Here is a 17,615-nt window from a genome sequence, read left to right on the forward strand (position 1 = left end):
ATTAAATTATTTTTTCTTTTCACTGATTTTGCCGTATAAGGAAACAACCTAACAGCTCGGCTGTCTATTTTCATTCATCCCAAATAAAAATATAAATCCTCGCTTATGTTATGTGTCTTTGATTAGTTCGTTTTGAAATCCACTACGAAGTTCTTTCGAAAATTTTAAAAAGTCAATATTGTTTTTTCGAAAAGTTTTTATTAATTTCGCATTTCATTGATTTAATAGCGTTTTCATTTCTTCTTGCATTTCAAAAATCGCCATAGAAGGTATTTTTATAGGTTTTTGCAATAAAATATTAGCTTGTTGTTTTGCTTTTTCCAAATCGCCTTTCTCTTCATACATTTTCGCTAACAGATAAACGGGATAAAATCGGTTTGGGGTCATATAACCTACTTGTTTGTAATGCTTTTCTGCTTTGTCATAGTTTTTTAGCATTTTATAATTATCCCCCAATGCAATTTGAATAACCGTGTTGTTTAAATATTTTTCTGATTGATGTAAAATCACTATTGACTGCTCAAATTGCTCAGCTACACTCAATGTTTTTCCATAATGCATTAAAAACTCTCCTTCTGTTTTCAGATATGGGTAGGCTTTTTCAAAATGAACAATGCTTTCTTCAAAATCATTTGAGAAAAAGTTGTTTAATCCCTTTTTCCAATGTGAATATCCTAAATGTAAACGATGTATGTTGTTGATTTGAAGATAAATAAACCCTAATAGAAAAATCGTCGTTATCGCTCGTAAGGTTTTACTTAAACTCACTTTCAGTAAAATATCCTTTTGAAAAGAGCAAAAAACAATTCCTAAAACGCCTATAATCTTTAATGGGAGTATCTGTAATGGATATGAAAAACAAGCAAATACAAGCAAAACAATCAAAATTGCAAACCCTATTTTTGTGATTATATCTTGTCTATTTTTCACCAATAAAATCAACAGAAATAAGAATGAAAACAATCCGATGAACCCTTGTTCTATGGTGAATTGCAGAAAATCATTAAACGCATAGACCACATTGTCAGATAGTATAATTTCGTTTTGATTTTCATTTTGAGAAAAGTACGCCGCTTGGTAATTCATATAATGCGTTTTAAAAGCGTCTAATCCAACACCAGTTAGCGGGTAATCTTTAACAATTTCAGAGCTCACTTTCCATACTAAAAGTCTTCCGTCAGCTGAACTTCTTCGCAATGAATAGAAGAAAAACAAAAATATTACAACCCCCAAAGCAATACTAAAATACAACCATTTTTTAGCAAATGAAGAAATTTTACTTTTCAAATGAACGAACAACAAAAAGGTCATTCCAATTAAAACAGCAAACCACGACGCTCTTGATTTTAATAAAATCAATAAAACCGCATTGAGAGAAAAAATTAGTAAACTTCCGTAAAAAAGCGTGTGAGTTATTCTTTTCTTAGATTTTATTTCACTAAAACAAGGATAAAAATGTTTTCTATACAAAAAAATAGCAAATGACAGCACACAACCAATAGCAATTAAACCTGAAAAAGGGGCAGGATTGAAAAAATTTCCAGTGATAGAAAAATCAGCGTGAAACGATTTAAAAATACTGAAATATTGACCAAAACCATAAAGCGTATTTATAAAAATAGCTAATGACAAACCTAAAATGATCCAAAGAATTATTTTTTGATTTTTTAAAAATAAACGCAGGAAAACATACCAAAGAAACAACGAAAGCAAATCATAAAAACGAAGTGAAAAAGAGATGTTATCTCTGAAAATAGTGTTTATCAAAATGTAAAAAAATAACAAGTAAACTTCTATATCTATGCTTGTTATCTGTGTTTGTTTATTTTTTAGTAATTTCCATAAAATGTAAAAGGTTAATCCTATTGATAAAACATTAAAAATTAAGGTTTTATAAAAGAATGTAGTGTTTTGATAGTCATCAAAATTCAATATGGTAACACAAGTAAATAAAACCATTATAAAAATCCCTGAGAAGAGATGTTTTTGCACACTTTTCATCGAAATACGTATTAAAAACTTCATACAAAAATACAAAATAAATAATCTGTTCAAAAGTAAAAAACACAAAAAAATCCCCATTCTTATTACAGAAATCCTCAATTTTTACTACTTTTGTAAACTGAAAAATACACACTAAACTAACAAACAATGGAACACTTCACAGCACAAGATTTTGAAAAATTACTAAAAGAATGGATTACCAGTTTAATTGATTTCATCCCTACGTTGATAGGAGCAATTGTCTTTTTTATTGTTGGAAAATACGCTATAAGACTAATAATGAAGCTACTAAAACGGGTGATGGAACGTAGAGAATTGGATTCTTCCCTTCAAATTTTCCTTACCCAGTTAGTGCGTTGGGTGTTGTATATTGCTTTGTTTCTCATTATAATACAAATAATAGGAATCCCAGCCACACAGTTTTTTGCTATTCTGGCGAGTGCAGGGGTTGCTATTGGTTTAGCACTGCAAGGTTCTTTGTCAAATTTCGCGGGGGGAATCATGATTCTGATTTTGAAACCTTTTCGCATAGGGGATAACATTGAAGCCAAAAATGAACGAGGCACTGTAAAAAGTATAGGACTTTTCTATACAACGCTTAATAAATTTAATAATGAAGAAGTTATTATTCCCAATGGACCTTTGTTTGGGGATAGTATCATCAATTTCAGTCGAGAGGACAAACGACGTGTAAAGGTAATGGTAGGTATTGGATATGATTCTGATTTACAAAAAGCTAAGAAAATTTTGCTAAACATAGCTTCCCAAGACAAACGTGCATTTGACACCCCAGCTCCCGTAGTTTTTGTGGAGGAACTGGCAGATAGCTCTGTGAATATCTCTCTACGATACTGGTGTAACAATGATGATTATTGGAACTGTTACTTTGAAACAATCGAACAAATTAAGCTCCGCTTTGATGAAGAAGGTATCGAAATTCCGTTCCCACAACGAGTCTTAAATATCAGAAACGAAGGGAATGGTCAAAATGTATAATTTTTCGGCGTAAAATTTCTAAAAAAACTGTACCTTTGTTGAACGTTTGTAAAGTGATTCGAAATCAGGGAACAATCTTAGGAAGCGGACATATTAGCTACTACGTGTAACACGGTAGAAATAATTAGGAATTCTATAAGAACAGAAGAATATAAACATAAAAAATGTAAAAAATATATGAAAATCGTAGTAACAGGCGGACTTGGATTCATCGGTTCGCATACAGTTGTAGAGTTGCAAAATTCGGGTTTTGAAGTGGTTATTATTGATAATTTATCAAATTCATCGGAAGACGTACTTCCACGAATCGTAAATATCACAGGTAAAAAGCCTATTTTTGAAAAATTTGACCTACGAGATAAAAACGCTGTGATTGACTTCTTTAAGCGTCATCAAGATGTGTCTGGGATGATTCACTTTGCAGCATCCAAGGCGGTGGGCGAAAGTGTTGAAAATCCGTTGTTGTACTATGAAAACAATTTGAGTACGCTTGTGTATTTACTACAAGAGTTAACCAAACTCAAAAAAGCACATTTCATATTCAGTTCATCTTGTACCGTTTACGGTCAAGCTGATGAGCTTCCGATTACTGAAAATGCCCCTGTAAAAAAAGCAGAATCACCTTACGGGAACACCAAACAAATTGGAGAAGAAATCATTTCCGACACATGCAAAGTTACCCCAAATCTACACGCTATTTCGTTGCGTTATTTCAACCCCATAGGAGCTCACCCATCAGCTGAAATAGGAGAACTACCTATTGGTGTGCCACAAAACTTAGTTCCTTTTATTACACAAACAGGTATTGGCCTTCGTGAAAAACTATCTGTTTTTGGTGACGATTATCCAACTCCAGATGGTACTTGCATACGCGATTACATCCACGTGGTAGACTTAGCAAAAGCTCACGTGGTGGCTCTACAACGCTTGTTGGAAGGCAAAAACACTGAAAATTACGAAGTTTTCAACGTTGGAACAGGAACAGGAAGCAGCGTTTTGGAAGTAATCAATAGTTTTGAACGAGTTTCAGGCGAGAAACTGAATTATCAAATCGTAGGCAGACGTGCAGGTGATATCACCGCTGCTTACGCCAATACCGATAAGGCAAACAATATATTAGGCTGGAAATCAAAATCTACATTAGACGAAGCTATGGCTTCTGCTTGGAAATGGGAAAAAAAAGTTAGAGGAAAAGAATAAAATCCTTTTAAATAAAAAATAGAAAAAAATAGGAAAAGGAGCCTCTTTTCCTATTTTTTAGTTTAAAATAATTGATAATCAATATTTTAATACATAAATTTATTCTAACATAAAACCTTTTTAAAATGTTAAAATAGAGATGATATGTTAAATATATGCATTAAAATGAAAAAAAAATAGGATAAGAAAAAAAAAGTAAAGATATTTGTCCAAAATTCTAATTTCTATAATTAGAAACACATCCCTATCTTAAGTTATATGGATGCAATTGTATTTTAAATTTTTATCAGCAATGAAAAAAATCCTATTATTTGTTTTTATGGTTATTGCTACGGGAGGGAAAATCCTTTCACAGGAGTTGCACCTGCCTCAAATGAACCAATATTTAGCAGACAGTGAGTTTTTAGTTACATCAACCTATGCAGGGATTGGCGATTTTATTAAGTTGCGTTTCAGTGGTGTTTCTCAATGGGTAGGAGTAAAAAATGCACCTGATTATCAATCGCTTTCTGGAGATCTTCGTATTGGAGAGCGAAGCGGAGCAGGTTTAATTCTCTATAACGACAAAAACGGGAATACACGCCAAATGGGAGCAAAAGGGAGTTTTGCTCATCACCTAACATTGGATCGCTACGAGAATCATTTCATTTCATTTGGTATATCCTATGCCTTGAACTCTTTCCGCATTGATATTGACAAGTTTGATACAACGAGTGGTATCGACCCGTCGGTAACAAATAATCGTTCACGAATCAATCACAACTTTGACGTTGGGGTCTTATATCGTTACAAAGGGTGGTTTGCAAGTTTGAATGCATTGAATATCTTAAACAAAGATGTTGATATTTTTGCTACCAATGAACCAAAAGGATTGCGTAATTACACAGTTTACGCAGGATATTTGTATAAAATGGAAAGAAATGGCTCTTTTGAAATCGAGCCGTCAACGTTCATTCAATACTATGAAAGTGACGGACGTTCATCAACCGATTTGAATCTCAAACTTCGTTGGAGAAATATGGAAGACTACTATTGGGTGGGTGCGAACTATCGTTTCTTGAATGATCAGATTCTGGCTCCTCTCAACGTAGGACCTATGGCAGGTTTAAAAAGAGGATATTTCTATTTCGCTTATTCTTACCAAGTGACTTTAAATGAGTTAATTAAATATAATTCTGGGACGCATGTATTGACCATTGGTCTTGACTTATTCCAAGGAATTAGTAACTGTAAGTGTACGCATCGATAAACCAATGGGACAAATCATATTAAAAAACATTCGTGTTTTTGCTAATCATGGTTGTTTAACCGAAGAAGGCTTAATAGGAAGTGATTACCGAGTCGATTTGAAAGTATCCTTAAACTTACAAAAGTCAATAGAAAGTGATGAACTTGCAGACACGATAAACTATGTTAGGTTGAACAGCATAGTTATGGAAGAAATGGCAATTCGTTCGAAGCTTTTGGAACATGTAGCTGGGCGAATTTCAGATAGAATTTTTTTAGAACTTGCTGATTCAAAAAAAATTACATTAAAAATATCAAAACTAAACCCTCCTATCGGAGGCGATGTTGAATCGGTTAGCATAAAAATAAAACGCAAAAGAGTTTGCTAATATTAATAAAAAGTTTTATCTTTGCAACCTAAAATTTAATGGCATCGTGGCCGAGTGGCTAGGCAGAGGTCTGCAAAACCTTGTACAGCGGTTCGAATCCGCTCGATGCCTCTTAGTTTAAACAATAAATATTTAATCAATAATAAAATTTATAAAAGATGACAAACGTATTAGACAAATTCATTCAGGATATGAAAAACAACGTTCCTGGATTTATAGCTGTATCTGTTACAGAGGTAAGATCTGGAGTTTCTTACGGAGCTGAAACTGTTAATCCTAATTTTGATCCAACGTTGGCTTCTGCTTATAACCTTGAGGTAGTAAAGGCAAAACAAAACGCTCTTCAAGTTTTAGGTTTAACTCCAAAAGAAAGAATTGAGGACATTTTGATTACTTTAACCGATCAGATTCATATCATTGACATCTCAGCAAGTGGAGCTTACTTTATTTACTTAGCTGTTGATTCAACAAGAGCGAATCTTGGTCTAACGAGAGCTTTATTATCTAAATACAAAAAAGATTTAGCTGCGATTTTCTAAGAAAAAATCATACCATAAAAAAGAGGTTATTCGAACGAGTAACCTCTTTTTTTGTTTTAAAAGTTAATCGAAAATTTGGGTATGATATGTTTTGAAATAATTTTAAACCTTGAAAGAATCATGAAAATCAACATCTTCGTGAGATAATAGGTTTGATACAGATACCAAAAATAATAACTATCCGAAACTTTAATAAACCTAAATTCTCACTTAAATTTTGCACAGAAAGATTGGTTAGATTTTAAAAAAAACGTACCTTTACGTGCAAATTTCAGAGAGATAACATAAAATCATAGTGATGAAGACAAAGGATATTTTTATTGCTCTAGTAACTTTATTTTCAGTGAATTCTTATGCTCAATTACTGAAACATACTTTTGACGAAAAAGGAGAAACTTACATTCAAGCGGGTATTAGAGGTCAATTTTGGGGAAGGTATGTGGCTACCAATCCTGGTACAACTATCAATAAAGAACCAGTCAGCGAAACTTTTGATTTTTCTGTACGACGCTATCGTATTTCTTTCCAAGCACAAATCAAGAAGAATCTGTTTTTTTACATGCAATTAGGCAATAACAACATCAATCAGAAGACCATTCGTTCAAGCGATGTAAGGCTTTTAGATATGTTGGGAGAGTACACTTTTAGTAATAAATTCAAACTTGGAGTAGGAAAACTATCTTTCACTGGAGCTGGACGCTTTGTCGATATTGCAAATGGATCAATGCTGAACTTAGACCCCTCGGTACATCAGTTATTTACGCTGAATCAATTGGATGACACGGGGCGCAATATTGGGATGTATGCAAAAGGGCAATTAGGTAAGTTTGATTATAATGTGTCAATTCATTCAATGGCAATTCCTACCGATGCCCAAGTTACAGATTTTAATTATTCACGGAAATATACAAGTTTGGGTTATTCTACCTACGTGAAATATGAATTTCTTGAAGACGAAAGTAACAGAACTCCTTACAGTGGAGGTGTGGGGACATATATCGGAAAGAAAAAAATACTAAACATTGGGGTTGGATATGGTTATAAATCCAAAATGTTTGAAAGAACTGTAGGAGCCAATAAAACATATGATGATCATCGGAATTTAGGTATCGACTTCTTTATGGATATGCCGATTTCAGCAAAAAATAATGCTATTACTGCCTATTTGGGTTATAATAATCTCTTTTTTGGAGAGGATTATGTTCGAAATATAGGTGTGAACAGTATTTTTGACTCTTCTGGGACCTCATTTAATGGCGGAGGCAATGCTTTTCCTGTGATTGGAACAGGAAATACTCTATTACTTCAATTAGGATATTTACTGTCAAAGTCTGAGAAAAATAACACTCGTTATCAACCTTATTTTGGATGGAAATTAGCTGATTTTGAAGGTCTTAATCAAAGTGTGAATTCTTATGCTTTAGGTCTTAATGTTTATTTTAACGGACATAGAAGTAAATTAACATTTGGTTACCACAATCGTCCTATATTCGATGCTACCACCAAAAAAGTGGATTCCCGAAAGGGAACTTATGTCATTCAGTATCAAATAGAAATTTAATTAAAATATTGAGAAATAGTATTGTAAAGATAAAAAATCAACTTTTAGGACTGTTCAACTCATCTTGATTTTTTATTCTGCTTAAATTTTCAGATTGCTAAGGCGATAAAGGTTAGGCAATTAATGACTTACGTTAGTGTCAGAAGGATTTAAAACCTAACCCAAAACCCCTCAATCTATGCGTTGCTTCTTTCGTAGCGTAATGCTCTTTGTATAGTTTTTATTTAAATAACAACTCGTTTCAAAGGGTGATTTTTTGTTTTACAAATATTGATTGACAATAAAGCTTTCTGAAACGGCTATTTTTTAAAGATTTTCTCTGTTAAAATCTGTGTCAAAAAGTGCAACTTGAGTAATAATCTATTTTGATTTTTTTTAAAATTCTACCTAACAAACCTCCTAAGTTCCTTTTTCGCACCATTTTCGGTAATGTCCAAACACAGTTTCATAGCTCGGAACAACCTCTGAAAATAATTGTTCCATCAGCAAAAACTGTTTTTAATTTATACGAAATACAGTTTAATAATTCTGACTGATAGGTGATTTTAGTTTAAATGCTCTATTTCTTTTAGGTAGATACGGGATAATTTCTTTTTCTATCGTATTTGAACCCGTTACTACAAATAAGGTCTTAGTTTTTTATGTTTTACACCATAAAAATCATAATTTCTTGTTTTAAAAAAGTCGAAATGAATTTGTCATTTTCTAATAATATTGATAGAAACCTCCTCATCTTTTTTAAGATTTGTGTATGTTTCAAAATAGCGATCACTGTCACTAATGTCGATTTTTGCCGTGTTCGGGGGCATTGAACCTTCATTTTTTGCTATAATCTTTATATGATTTTTTCCCTCTTTAAGATTTAAAGAAAGTGAACGTTTTTCTCTTCTCACAACATAATTTTGGAGAACAAATTCTCCATTGAATATGATATCTATTTCATCATTATCAATTTTTCCTGCATCCCATATATCTAAAACAATCTTATTGTTTTTAACAAAAAGATTTAGATTTTCATTCTTAGATAATTTATTTATTTTCAGGCTATCAAGCATTTTTACGGGATTAATTTTTTCTTTGGTTTCTAGATCGATTTTTTTAGATCTTTCAATTTTTTTAGCTATTTTATTGACTACCTTCTCAACTTTTTCCATTTTTACCATTTCGATAGTACCATCAATACATTTTGTTTGATCATCGAACAAACCTTTAAAATTTCCTTTTAGTGAAGCATTTTTCTTTTTCAGATTAATATTTCCTTCAAAATTGATATAACAAAAAGAATATTTGTCTATCTTAGATTTAGTGTAGAGTATTTCATTTTCGGAGAACGAAATTTTCCGCTCTTTTTGATTGTAGAATCCGGAAATCTTGTTTTTTGTTTCGTGTTTTCCCTCCAAATCGGTTATAGAGAAACCTGAAATTTTTCCTTTTTCTTCTGAAAAAAGTAATCGGTATGAAATAATATTTTTTTCATCTCCATGTAGTTTAACAACTCCAATAAATTCATAATCATTAGTTTGACAGAATACCATTGGGCTAAATAATAATAAAAAAAGCATTTTTTTTAACATTACCTTGTTCATGTTTTTATTTTTTTTAACTTTGCAAAGTTAAAATATTTAACCAAACAATTGTAATATGAGATTAAAATTTTTGTTAGCCTCTTTGTTATTTATGATAACATTTGGCGGAGTGTACGCATCTTTCCCTGTGGAAAGAACAAATGGGAACACAGTTACACAACAGTTTGTAGCAGGTTCAGAAGATGTTGAAGATGATAACGCTGTTACATTGTCTTCACCCGCAGCAGGAACTTCTGGAAAAAGTCAGTTAGTTGCACTTCTTTTGTGTGTTTTTGTTGGGGCGATGGGAATCCATCGTTTCTATCTTGGATACATTACGGAAGGAGTACTTCAATTGCTAACTCTTGGAGGTTGTGGTGTTTGGGCATTGATAGACCTAATTCGTATTATTACAGGAGATTTGAAACCTAAAGGAGGAAATTACTCTCAAACATTGTAGTTGAATTTTGAGCAAAATTTGGTTTTATCTTAAAAATGGAGTGGTAGTGACTACCCCAATTGTGCTTATGTTTCTCCCAGCAGATTATTTTGACAGAGGTCAAAGCGTTTGTTTATCAAAAACACTGGCAGGGATTGAGTGTTGGGGGTGTGGACTTACACGTGCAATAATGCATTTCATTCATTTTGAATTTGAAGAGGCATGGATGTTTAATAAACTGGTAGTAATTGTTGTTCCATTGCTATTTGTGGTATGGGTAAGATCCTTATTTTCTCTTCTCGGTGTAAAATCGAAGATTTTGGACAGAATCTGATACAAGCTATTGTGTTGAAAACTGCTAAGAATTATTTATCAAAATATTTTTAGCAGTTTTTTTGTTTACTATTGCTTGTGTGGGTTTGTCATCTTTTCTCAAACTTGTAAGACCCCCAAGCTAAAAGACTTTTCAATAGGAGCATGATTAGCGGCTTCAATACCCATTGAAATCCATTTTCGGGTTTCCAAAGGGTCAATAATGGCATCTGTCCACAAGCGAGCTGCGGCGTAGTAGGGAGAAATCTGTTCGTCGTATTTTGATTTTATTTGGTTAAACAACTCTTCTTCTTTTTCTTTAGAAATCTCTTCGCCTTTCTTTTTCAGGGATGCTGTTTCAATTTGTAAAAGTACTTTGGCAGCTTGAGCTCCACCCATTACGGCAATATTTCCACTTGGCCATGAGACAATAAACCGTGGGTCATACGCCTTGCCACACATCGCATAATTTCCTGCACCATACGAATTTCCGATAACTATTGTAAACTTAGGTACTACCGAATTTCCCACCGCATTTACCATTTTAGCACCGTCTTTGATGATTCCACCGTGTTCGGATTTTGAACCTACCATAAAGCCTGTGACATCTTGTAAAAATAACAAAGGGATTTTCTTCTGATTGCAATTAGCGATAAATCGCGTAGCCTTGTCGGCACTGTCCGAATAGATAACTCCTCCGAATTGTAATTCACCTTTTTTGTTTTTTACTACCTTACGTTGATTAGCAACAATACCCACAGCCCAGCCATCAATACGGGCATAACCCGTTATGAGCGTTTGTCCATAACCCTCTTTGTATTCGTCAAATTCTGAATTGTCCACTAAACGTAGGATAATTTCCTTCATGTCGAATTGTTCAGTGCGTGAAATGGGTAAGATTCCGTAGATTTCTTTCGGATCTTTGAGTGGCTTTTGTGGTGTTTCACGGTTGAATCCTGCTTTTTCGTAGTCGCCTATTTTCGACATTGTTCGCTTTACTCGATCCAAAGCATCTTTATCGTCCTTAGCCTTATAGTCGGTAACACCGCTTATTTCGCAGTGCGTAGTTGCTCCACCAAGAGTTTCATTATCAATATCTTCGCCTATGGCAGCTTTTACTAAATAGCTTCCTGCTAAAAAGATACTTCCCGTTTTATCCACTATCATAGCTTCATCGCTCATTATTGGCAGATAGGCTCCACCCGCCACACAACTTCCCATCACAACAGCGATTTGGGTGATTCCCATACTGCTCATTACCGCATTATTACGAAAAATCCGTCCAAAGTGTTCCTTATCAGGAAAAATTTCGTCTTGCATTGGCAAATACACTCCCGCACTATCCACCAAATAGATGATAGGCAATCGGTTTTCGATGGCTATTTCCTGAGCTCGTAGGTTTTTCTTTCCAGTGATTGGAAACCATGCTCCAGCCTTTACAGAAGCATCATTAGCTACCACAACACATTGCTTCCCAGAAACATATCCAACAACTACGACCACACCTCCAGAAGGACAACCTCCGTGCTCAACATACATTCCCTCACCAACAAATGCTCCGATTTCAATAAAATCACGGTCTTTATCCAGCAAATAGTCGATACGTTCACGAGCCGAGAGCTTACCTTGATCGTGCAACCGTTGGATACTTTTCTCTCCGCCTCCTTTTCTGACTTTGGCTAATCGTTTGTGTAAATCACTTACTGACAGTTTATTAAAATCTTCATTTTTGTTGAATTGAATATCCATATTCTATTCTTTTGAAATAGTGTTTGTTCTTAAATATTGCTTTTTCGTTGCGTTTTTAACGCTTTTCAAATGTCTAAATTTCGGCTAAAATACGAAGAAAGTTTTAAATGACTATATAAGCAATCAAAAAATCCTTATTTTTGCATTTTAAAATTTGAAGTACGATGTCAGAAGAACAAAAATCAAATAATTTTATTGAAAATATTATTGAAGAAGATTTAGCAAATGGATTTTCTTCCAGCAGGTTGCGTTTTCGTTTCCCACCAGAGCCTAATGGCTATTTGCACATTGGTCACGCTAGTTCAATATGTTTGAATTTCGGGTTGGGGTTGCGTTATCAATCGCCTGTAAATCTGCGGTTTGATGATACCAATCCGTCCAAAGAAGAACAAGAATACGTTGATGCTATCAAACGTGATGTGGAATGGCTCGGATTTGAGTGGGACAGAGAGTGTTATGCTTCCGATTACTTCCAAGAACTGTACTATTGGGCGGTGCAGCTCATCAAACAAGGAAAAGCCTATGTAGATGGGCAAACTTCCGAGGAAATCGCCAAACAAAAAGGAACGCCTACCCAAGCGGGTACTGAAAGTCCGTATCGAAATACTTCCGTTGAGGAAAATTTACAACTTTTCGAGCGAATGAAAAATGGCGAATTTGAAAACGGAAAATACGTACTTCGTGCCAAAATCGATATGGCGTCGCCTAATATGTTGATGCGTGACCCGATCATCTACCGAATTATGCATTCAAGTCATCATCGCACTGGAAATCAGTGGTGTATCTATCCGATGTACGACTGGGCCCACGGCGAAAGCGATTATTTGGAGCAAATTTCGCACTCCATTTGTACGCTTGAATTTTTGCCACATCGCGAATTGTACGACTGGTTTTTAGACCAAATTATTGACAAAGATAAAGTCCGCCCCAAACAGCGTGAGTTCGCTCGTCGAAACCTATCGCATACCATTGTGAGCAAACGAAAATTGTTGCAATTGGTAAACGAAAAACACGTTTCGGGCTGGGACGACCCGCGTATGCCCACTATATCAGGCTTACGCAGAAGAGGTTATACGCCCGAGTCTATCCGAAAATTTGCTGACACGATTGGAATTGCCAAACGCGAAAACTTGATAGATGTTTCATTATTAGAGTTTTGCATTCGCGAGGATTTGAACAAAAAAGCAAATCGCGTAATGGCAGTTCTTGACCCTGTTAAAGTGGTGATTACCAATTATCCTGAAGGAAAAGAAGAATGGTTGGATGCTGAAAACAATCCTGAAGAAGAGGTTTTGACATTCCGAAAAGTGCCTTTTTCGAGAGAAATTTATATCGAAAGAGAAGATTTCAGAGAAGAAGCTAACAATAAGTTTTTCCGATTGAAATTAGGCGGTGAAGTTCGCTTAAAAAATGCGTATATCATTAAGGCAGAAAGTGTTGTAAAAGATGAAAACGGAAATATTATCGAAATTCATTGCACTTACGACCCAGATAGCCGTAGCGGAAGCGGAACAGAAGCGAGTAAACGCAAAGTGAAAGGTACATTGCATTGGGTATCAGTTCCTCACGCATTGGAGGCGGAGGCACGTATTTACGACCGTTTGTTCACTGTTGCCGAGCCTGACCGTCAAGAAAAGGACTTTTTGGAATACGTAAATCCTGATTCACTTAAAGTGACTACCGCTTATGTGGAACCGAGTTTGAAAGATGCCAAAGTAGGAGAAGGTTTTCAATTCCAACGATTAGGTTATTTCAGTCTCGACCCTGATTCAACCCCCGAAAAATTGGTTTTCAATAAAACTGTTGGGCTGAAAGATACTTGGGCGAAGGTTGAAAATGCTGACATATAATAAAATGAGATAAAAAAGCTGTCTTCAGAAGTTGTAAGGTGGCTTTTTTGGTTTTCAATATCTTTCTGTTAATAGAATTACTCATGATGGCTGTCATTTTGAATTGAAATGTTAATCTAAAAAATAAAAAATGAAAAAAATACTGTCGTTTATCACTCTCGTGTTTTTTGTAACTGCTTCTGCACAAGTACAAACCATTTCAAAGTCGGATTACGAAAAAGCCGATTTTACAAACTTAACAACCCTGCAAAACGATTTGAAAAACGTCCGTATTGTAGGGCTTGGTGAATCGAGCCACTATATGGGCGAAACCTATGTGTCTAAAATTAAAATGGTAAAATATCTGCATCAACATTGCGGATTTGACGTAATAGCTATAGAATCACCTTTATATGATTTGAGAAAGTATTATAACGAAACGGTTAAAACCAATCAAGTTAAAACACCTTGGCATTTCACAGAAATTTCCGGTGTTTGGATAACTGATGATATGTACGAGCTTTTTGACTATATTTTAGAAACTCAAAAAACAGACAGACCGCTGATTTACACTGGATTTGATGAAAAATTATTTTACAAATTTGATTATAAACTCAACGATGATTACAATGAGTTTCTCGAAAAACTAAATGCCGACACGGGTTCAAACATCAAAACGGATTCATTGTTTAAAAAAGCATTGAATTTTACGGCTGAGAAATGTTATTACTTTGCCAAAGTTCCTCCAAAAGACACACTTGTTCTTCACAATACATTTAATGAAGTAAAGAAAGCTTTGAATAAATTAGAAACCAAAAACGGCTACTATTATTTTTGGGAACGGATGACCGAAAATATAAAGTCGCTATACAGAACTAATTACAAAGGACTATCCCATAGAGATAAACAGATGGCTGAAAATGTGAGTTACTTAGCCAAGCACGAATTTCCTGATAAAAAGATTATTTTGTGGGCGGCTTCCATACATCTGATGGATAATATTACCAAAATCAATCAATATGATGAAAAGAGATTTGCAAAGGACTATACTATGGGGCATTTTCTTCGGGAAAAATTCAAAGACCAATACTATGTAATAGGTTTTGTACCTGCCACAGGCACAACCGGTTTTAAAGGATATTTGGGATTAGGAAAATTAAGGGCTAAAGCTAAAAAAGGAAGTATAGAGCGACATATTTTGGATAATTACAACCCTGATTATGCTTTTATTTCACTACGAAATGAACTTTCTCAAAAGGAAATAACAAAAAACAATATTAAAAAATCAAATCTTTTAGGATTGACTCCCTATGAAATGGATATGCTTTCTGTGGTCGATGCATTTTTTTATCTAAAAGAAGAACATTTGGTATCTTTCGAAAAACGAAAAGCGTATTTTAAAAAAGAACGCGAGGATTTGGAAAGAACAGCTGATACCTCAAACAAATGATTTATAAAATTATCCTTTCGTTAGTTGTAAGTATTGCGGTATGTGGTATTTTTACAGTCCTGTTCTACCAATTTTTGCTGTGGTTAAATCCTCCTTATGTAATTGTTGATGGTCAGATACGTTACACGATGCCTTTAGGAACAGTTATTTTTTCACTGTTGTTTGGTGTAATAGTAGCGATTGTTACCTTTATACTTTGTCTGTGGAAACTAAAAAGACAGAATTGAGTAGATATTTTGAAAGTAGTTAATTTATTTGTAATTTTGGAGACTTAACGAGATGGCAGCACAGCGTAAAGCTATAATTACCACTGCTTTAACATAGGAAAAGTGATGTTGAAGACAAAAATAACAAATCTAAAAAATATTTTACATAAGACATAAATGAAAGATGAATTAGTTAGAGTAGGTATTTCCATAGGAGATATCAATGGTATTGGAATGGAAGTGATCTTAAAAACTTTTGAAGATCCGAAGATTTTGGAATTATGCACACCTATCATTTTCGGTTCCAATAAAACGGTTTCATTTCAGCGAAAACATTTTGAGTTAAACACCAATTTTCAAGGCATAGACAAGATTGAAGATGCCATTGTAGGGAAGCTCAATGTGTTAAATTGTTGGAAGGATTCCCCCAGCATTGCTTTTGGACAAGTGACAGAAGAAGCTGGAAAGTATGCTTTTTTATCGCTAAAAAAGGCTGTTGAAGCTCTCAAAAAAGGTGATGTAGATGTGTTGGTAACAGCTCCTATCAACAAAAATAATATTCAGTCTGAGGAATTTACATTTCCTGGACATACAGATTATTTAGCCAAAGAACTTAACGGAAAGAGTTTGATGTTTATGGTCAGCGAAGACCTTAAGGTAGGACTTTTCACAGACCATGTTCCGTTAAAAGAGGTTAGCTCACACATTACCGAAAGCCTTATTTTTGAGAAAATCAAAGCGATGAACGAATCGTTGCGTAAAGATTTTCGTTTACATCGACCGAAAATTGCGGTTTTAGGACTCAATCCGCACTGTGGTGACAATGGAGTCATAGGTAACGAAGACGATGAAGTGATTCGACCTGCCCTGAAAAAATTGTTTGAACAAGGAATATTGGTTTTTGGGCCTTTTTCAGCCGATAGCTTTTTCGCTACTCAAAACTATCGCAATTACGATGCAGTCATAGCTCCTTATCACGATCAAGGATTGATTCCTTTCAAAACACTTTCGTTCGGAAGTGGCGTAAACTATACAGCAGGATTGAGTAGGGTACGCACCTCTCCCGATCATGGTACAGCTTATGAAATTGCAGGAAAAGGTATAGCCGATGCGGATTCGTTCCGACAAGCTGTTTTTACAGCGATCAATATTTTCAAAAATAGGATTGAGTACGATGAATTAAATCACAATCCACTGAAAATAAATGACCTGGAGGCTGAAAAATAGGTATTCTCATTTTTGGGAACAAACTGAAAAGACACGGCCGAGCCGTGCCTTTTCAGTTTTTCAAGCCTACCATAATAAAAAAGAACCGAGATAACATTTTTTACGGGGTTTAACTTTTTATTTTACTAAAAAATCGTTTTCAATTTTTACGCCATCGACTCTTATTTCTTTCACTTTAGCAACTGGGCAACATCCATTGTGGCTGACCATAGCTCCTTCTACTTCTATTTTGTACGTTCTTGAAGCGTTTTTGAGATAAAGGATTTCTTTTTTTCCCGTATAAACATCATTTATACGATCAAGATGAGTTCCTACTGAAAGGTAATTTTCCTGCAACAAAGGGGAAACCTGTGCTACTGGGTATTCTTTTTTTACGTTACCGTTCATGCGGTATAAAGAAACATTTTTTGTGTCAAACTTACCTTCTGAGTCCAAAAACTCTTTGTAGGAATCGGAACTTTTGTTTATATATAAATTAAAAATAGGAGGAGGAGAGCAACAAAGTTTCACGTCTTTTTCTTTGCTACAAGCCAATGCTCCCAGAAGTACACTTAAAAATAAAAACTTTTTCATAATATGATATTTTAGTGAATATTTACTGGATAATGTTTAAAATCAAAAATAGCACACAGACTTAGGTTCCGTCTTCTTTCAATTTTCAGAAATAATAGCATAGTTCAAAAAAATAAAAGCGAAAGTTTTAGTAATTTGAAAAAAACTAAAATTCTGAGTTTTTATGGTTTACATGATACCTAAGAGACTACGAATTTTCGGTTACAAAGGTATTGAAATAAGATGAAGAAATCAAGCAAAAAAATATTTTTAGACAAAATGTTTTTTCCTGCTGGTGTGAGTTTTAGAAATTAAGATAAAAATTTATAAGAACAAAAATAAACTTGATTATCAGTGTTTTATAAAAAAA

At 34.4% G+C, this 17,615-nt stretch carries 15 protein-coding genes and 1 tRNA gene; 12 read left to right on the top strand and 4 right to left on the bottom strand.

Features of this window, described 5'->3' with window-relative positions; genetic code table 11:
- Nucleotides 1-213 precede the first annotated feature (213 nt).
- The gene (locus CCAND38_RS00965; RefSeq protein WP_157909000.1) at nucleotides 214-1,767 is read right to left on the bottom strand and encodes an O-antigen ligase family protein; all 1,554 of its coding nucleotides are present in this window, start codon (nucleotides 1,765-1,767) and stop codon (nucleotides 214-216) included.
- 384 nt (nucleotides 1,768-2,151) lie between these two features.
- On the opposite strand from CCAND38_RS00965, the gene CCAND38_RS00970 reads away from it, so the two are divergent.
- The 7 genes from CCAND38_RS00970 to CCAND38_RS01000 all read left to right on the top strand — a co-directional run bounded on the left by CCAND38_RS00970 (nucleotide 2,152) and on the right by CCAND38_RS01000 (nucleotide 7,916).
- Nucleotides 2,152-3,000 (top strand): mechanosensitive ion channel family protein, encoded by an 849-nt coding sequence (locus tag CCAND38_RS00970; protein ID WP_042343062.1) that lies wholly within the window; start codon nucleotides 2,152-2,154, stop codon nucleotides 2,998-3,000.
- A 177-nt stretch (nucleotides 3,001-3,177) separates the two neighbouring features.
- A complete protein-coding gene (galE, locus tag CCAND38_RS00975; protein ID WP_042006809.1) occupies nucleotides 3,178-4,200 on the top strand; it encodes a UDP-glucose 4-epimerase GalE in 1,023 nt (340 codons plus the stop codon).
- Between the two features lie 292 nt (nucleotides 4,201-4,492).
- A complete protein-coding gene (locus CCAND38_RS00980; RefSeq protein ID WP_042343096.1) occupies nucleotides 4,493-5,449 on the top strand; it encodes a PorP/SprF family type IX secretion system membrane protein in 957 nt (318 codons plus the stop codon).
- A gap of 4 nt (nucleotides 5,450-5,453) precedes the next feature.
- Complete coding sequence (gene folB, locus CCAND38_RS00985) at nucleotides 5,454-5,816, top strand: dihydroneopterin aldolase (protein ID WP_042343064.1); 363 nt, start codon at nucleotides 5,454-5,456, stop codon at nucleotides 5,814-5,816.
- Nucleotides 5,817-5,856: 40 nt separating this feature from the next.
- Nucleotides 5,857-5,927: transfer RNA gene (locus CCAND38_RS00990), tRNA-Cys, on the top strand.
- A gap of 47 nt (nucleotides 5,928-5,974) precedes the next feature.
- Complete coding sequence (locus CCAND38_RS00995; RefSeq protein WP_042006804.1) at nucleotides 5,975-6,355, top strand: hypothetical protein; 381 nt, start codon at nucleotides 5,975-5,977, stop codon at nucleotides 6,353-6,355.
- A 298-nt stretch (nucleotides 6,356-6,653) separates the two neighbouring features.
- Nucleotides 6,654-7,916, top strand: coding sequence for a hypothetical protein (locus CCAND38_RS01000; protein WP_042343066.1), 1,263 nt, complete (start codon nucleotides 6,654-6,656; stop codon nucleotides 7,914-7,916).
- A gap of 698 nt (nucleotides 7,917-8,614) precedes the next feature.
- On the opposite strand, the gene CCAND38_RS01005 is transcribed toward CCAND38_RS01000, so the two are convergent.
- Nucleotides 8,615-9,502: a hypothetical protein gene (locus CCAND38_RS01005; protein WP_042343068.1), complete on the bottom strand. Its 888-nt coding sequence runs from the start codon at nucleotides 9,500-9,502 to the stop codon at nucleotides 8,615-8,617.
- 55 nt (nucleotides 9,503-9,557) lie between these two features.
- Between CCAND38_RS01005 and CCAND38_RS11460 the strand changes: the two genes are divergently transcribed.
- Both CCAND38_RS11460 and CCAND38_RS01015 read left to right on the top strand, forming a co-directional pair.
- On the top strand, nucleotides 9,558-9,941 hold the full coding sequence (locus CCAND38_RS11460) for a TM2 domain-containing protein (RefSeq protein ID WP_082024925.1): 384 nt from the start codon (nucleotides 9,558-9,560) through the stop codon (nucleotides 9,939-9,941).
- 46 nt (nucleotides 9,942-9,987) lie between these two features.
- Nucleotides 9,988-10,254 (top strand): DUF2752 domain-containing protein, encoded by a 267-nt coding sequence (locus CCAND38_RS01015; protein ID WP_197066309.1) that lies wholly within the window; start codon nucleotides 9,988-9,990, stop codon nucleotides 10,252-10,254.
- A 98-nt stretch (nucleotides 10,255-10,352) separates the two neighbouring features.
- On the opposite strand, the gene CCAND38_RS01020 is transcribed toward CCAND38_RS01015, so the two are convergent.
- Entirely contained in the window at nucleotides 10,353-11,981 is a 1,629-nt protein-coding gene (locus CCAND38_RS01020) for an acyl-CoA carboxylase subunit beta (RefSeq protein WP_042006800.1), read from the bottom strand.
- Nucleotides 11,982-12,145: 164 nt separating this feature from the next.
- Between CCAND38_RS01020 and CCAND38_RS01025 the strand changes: the two genes are divergently transcribed.
- The 3 genes from CCAND38_RS01025 to pdxA all read left to right on the top strand — a co-directional run bounded on the left by CCAND38_RS01025 (nucleotide 12,146) and on the right by pdxA (nucleotide 16,693).
- Nucleotides 12,146-13,831: a glutamine--tRNA ligase/YqeY domain fusion protein gene (locus tag CCAND38_RS01025; RefSeq protein ID WP_042343073.1), complete on the top strand. Its 1,686-nt coding sequence runs from the start codon at nucleotides 12,146-12,148 to the stop codon at nucleotides 13,829-13,831.
- A gap of 130 nt (nucleotides 13,832-13,961) precedes the next feature.
- Nucleotides 13,962-15,260 carry an erythromycin esterase family protein gene (locus CCAND38_RS01030; RefSeq protein WP_042343075.1) on the top strand — a complete coding sequence of 433 codons (1,299 nt, stop codon included), beginning with the start codon at nucleotides 13,962-13,964 and terminating at the stop codon, nucleotides 15,258-15,260.
- A gap of 383 nt (nucleotides 15,261-15,643) precedes the next feature.
- Nucleotides 15,644-16,693: a 4-hydroxythreonine-4-phosphate dehydrogenase PdxA gene (gene pdxA / locus CCAND38_RS01040; RefSeq protein ID WP_042343078.1), complete on the top strand. Its 1,050-nt coding sequence runs from the start codon at nucleotides 15,644-15,646 to the stop codon at nucleotides 16,691-16,693.
- A 117-nt stretch (nucleotides 16,694-16,810) separates the two neighbouring features.
- Here the strand turns inward: pdxA and CCAND38_RS01045 are convergent, their stop codons facing one another.
- Nucleotides 16,811-17,266, bottom strand: a complete 456-nt coding sequence (locus CCAND38_RS01045) for a hypothetical protein (RefSeq protein WP_042343080.1) — start codon at nucleotides 17,264-17,266, stop codon at nucleotides 16,811-16,813.
- Nucleotides 17,267-17,615 lie beyond the last annotated feature (349 nt).

The organism is Capnocytophaga canis, assembly GCF_000827555.1.
GTDB lineage: Bacteria > Bacteroidota > Bacteroidia > Flavobacteriales > Flavobacteriaceae > Capnocytophaga > Capnocytophaga canis.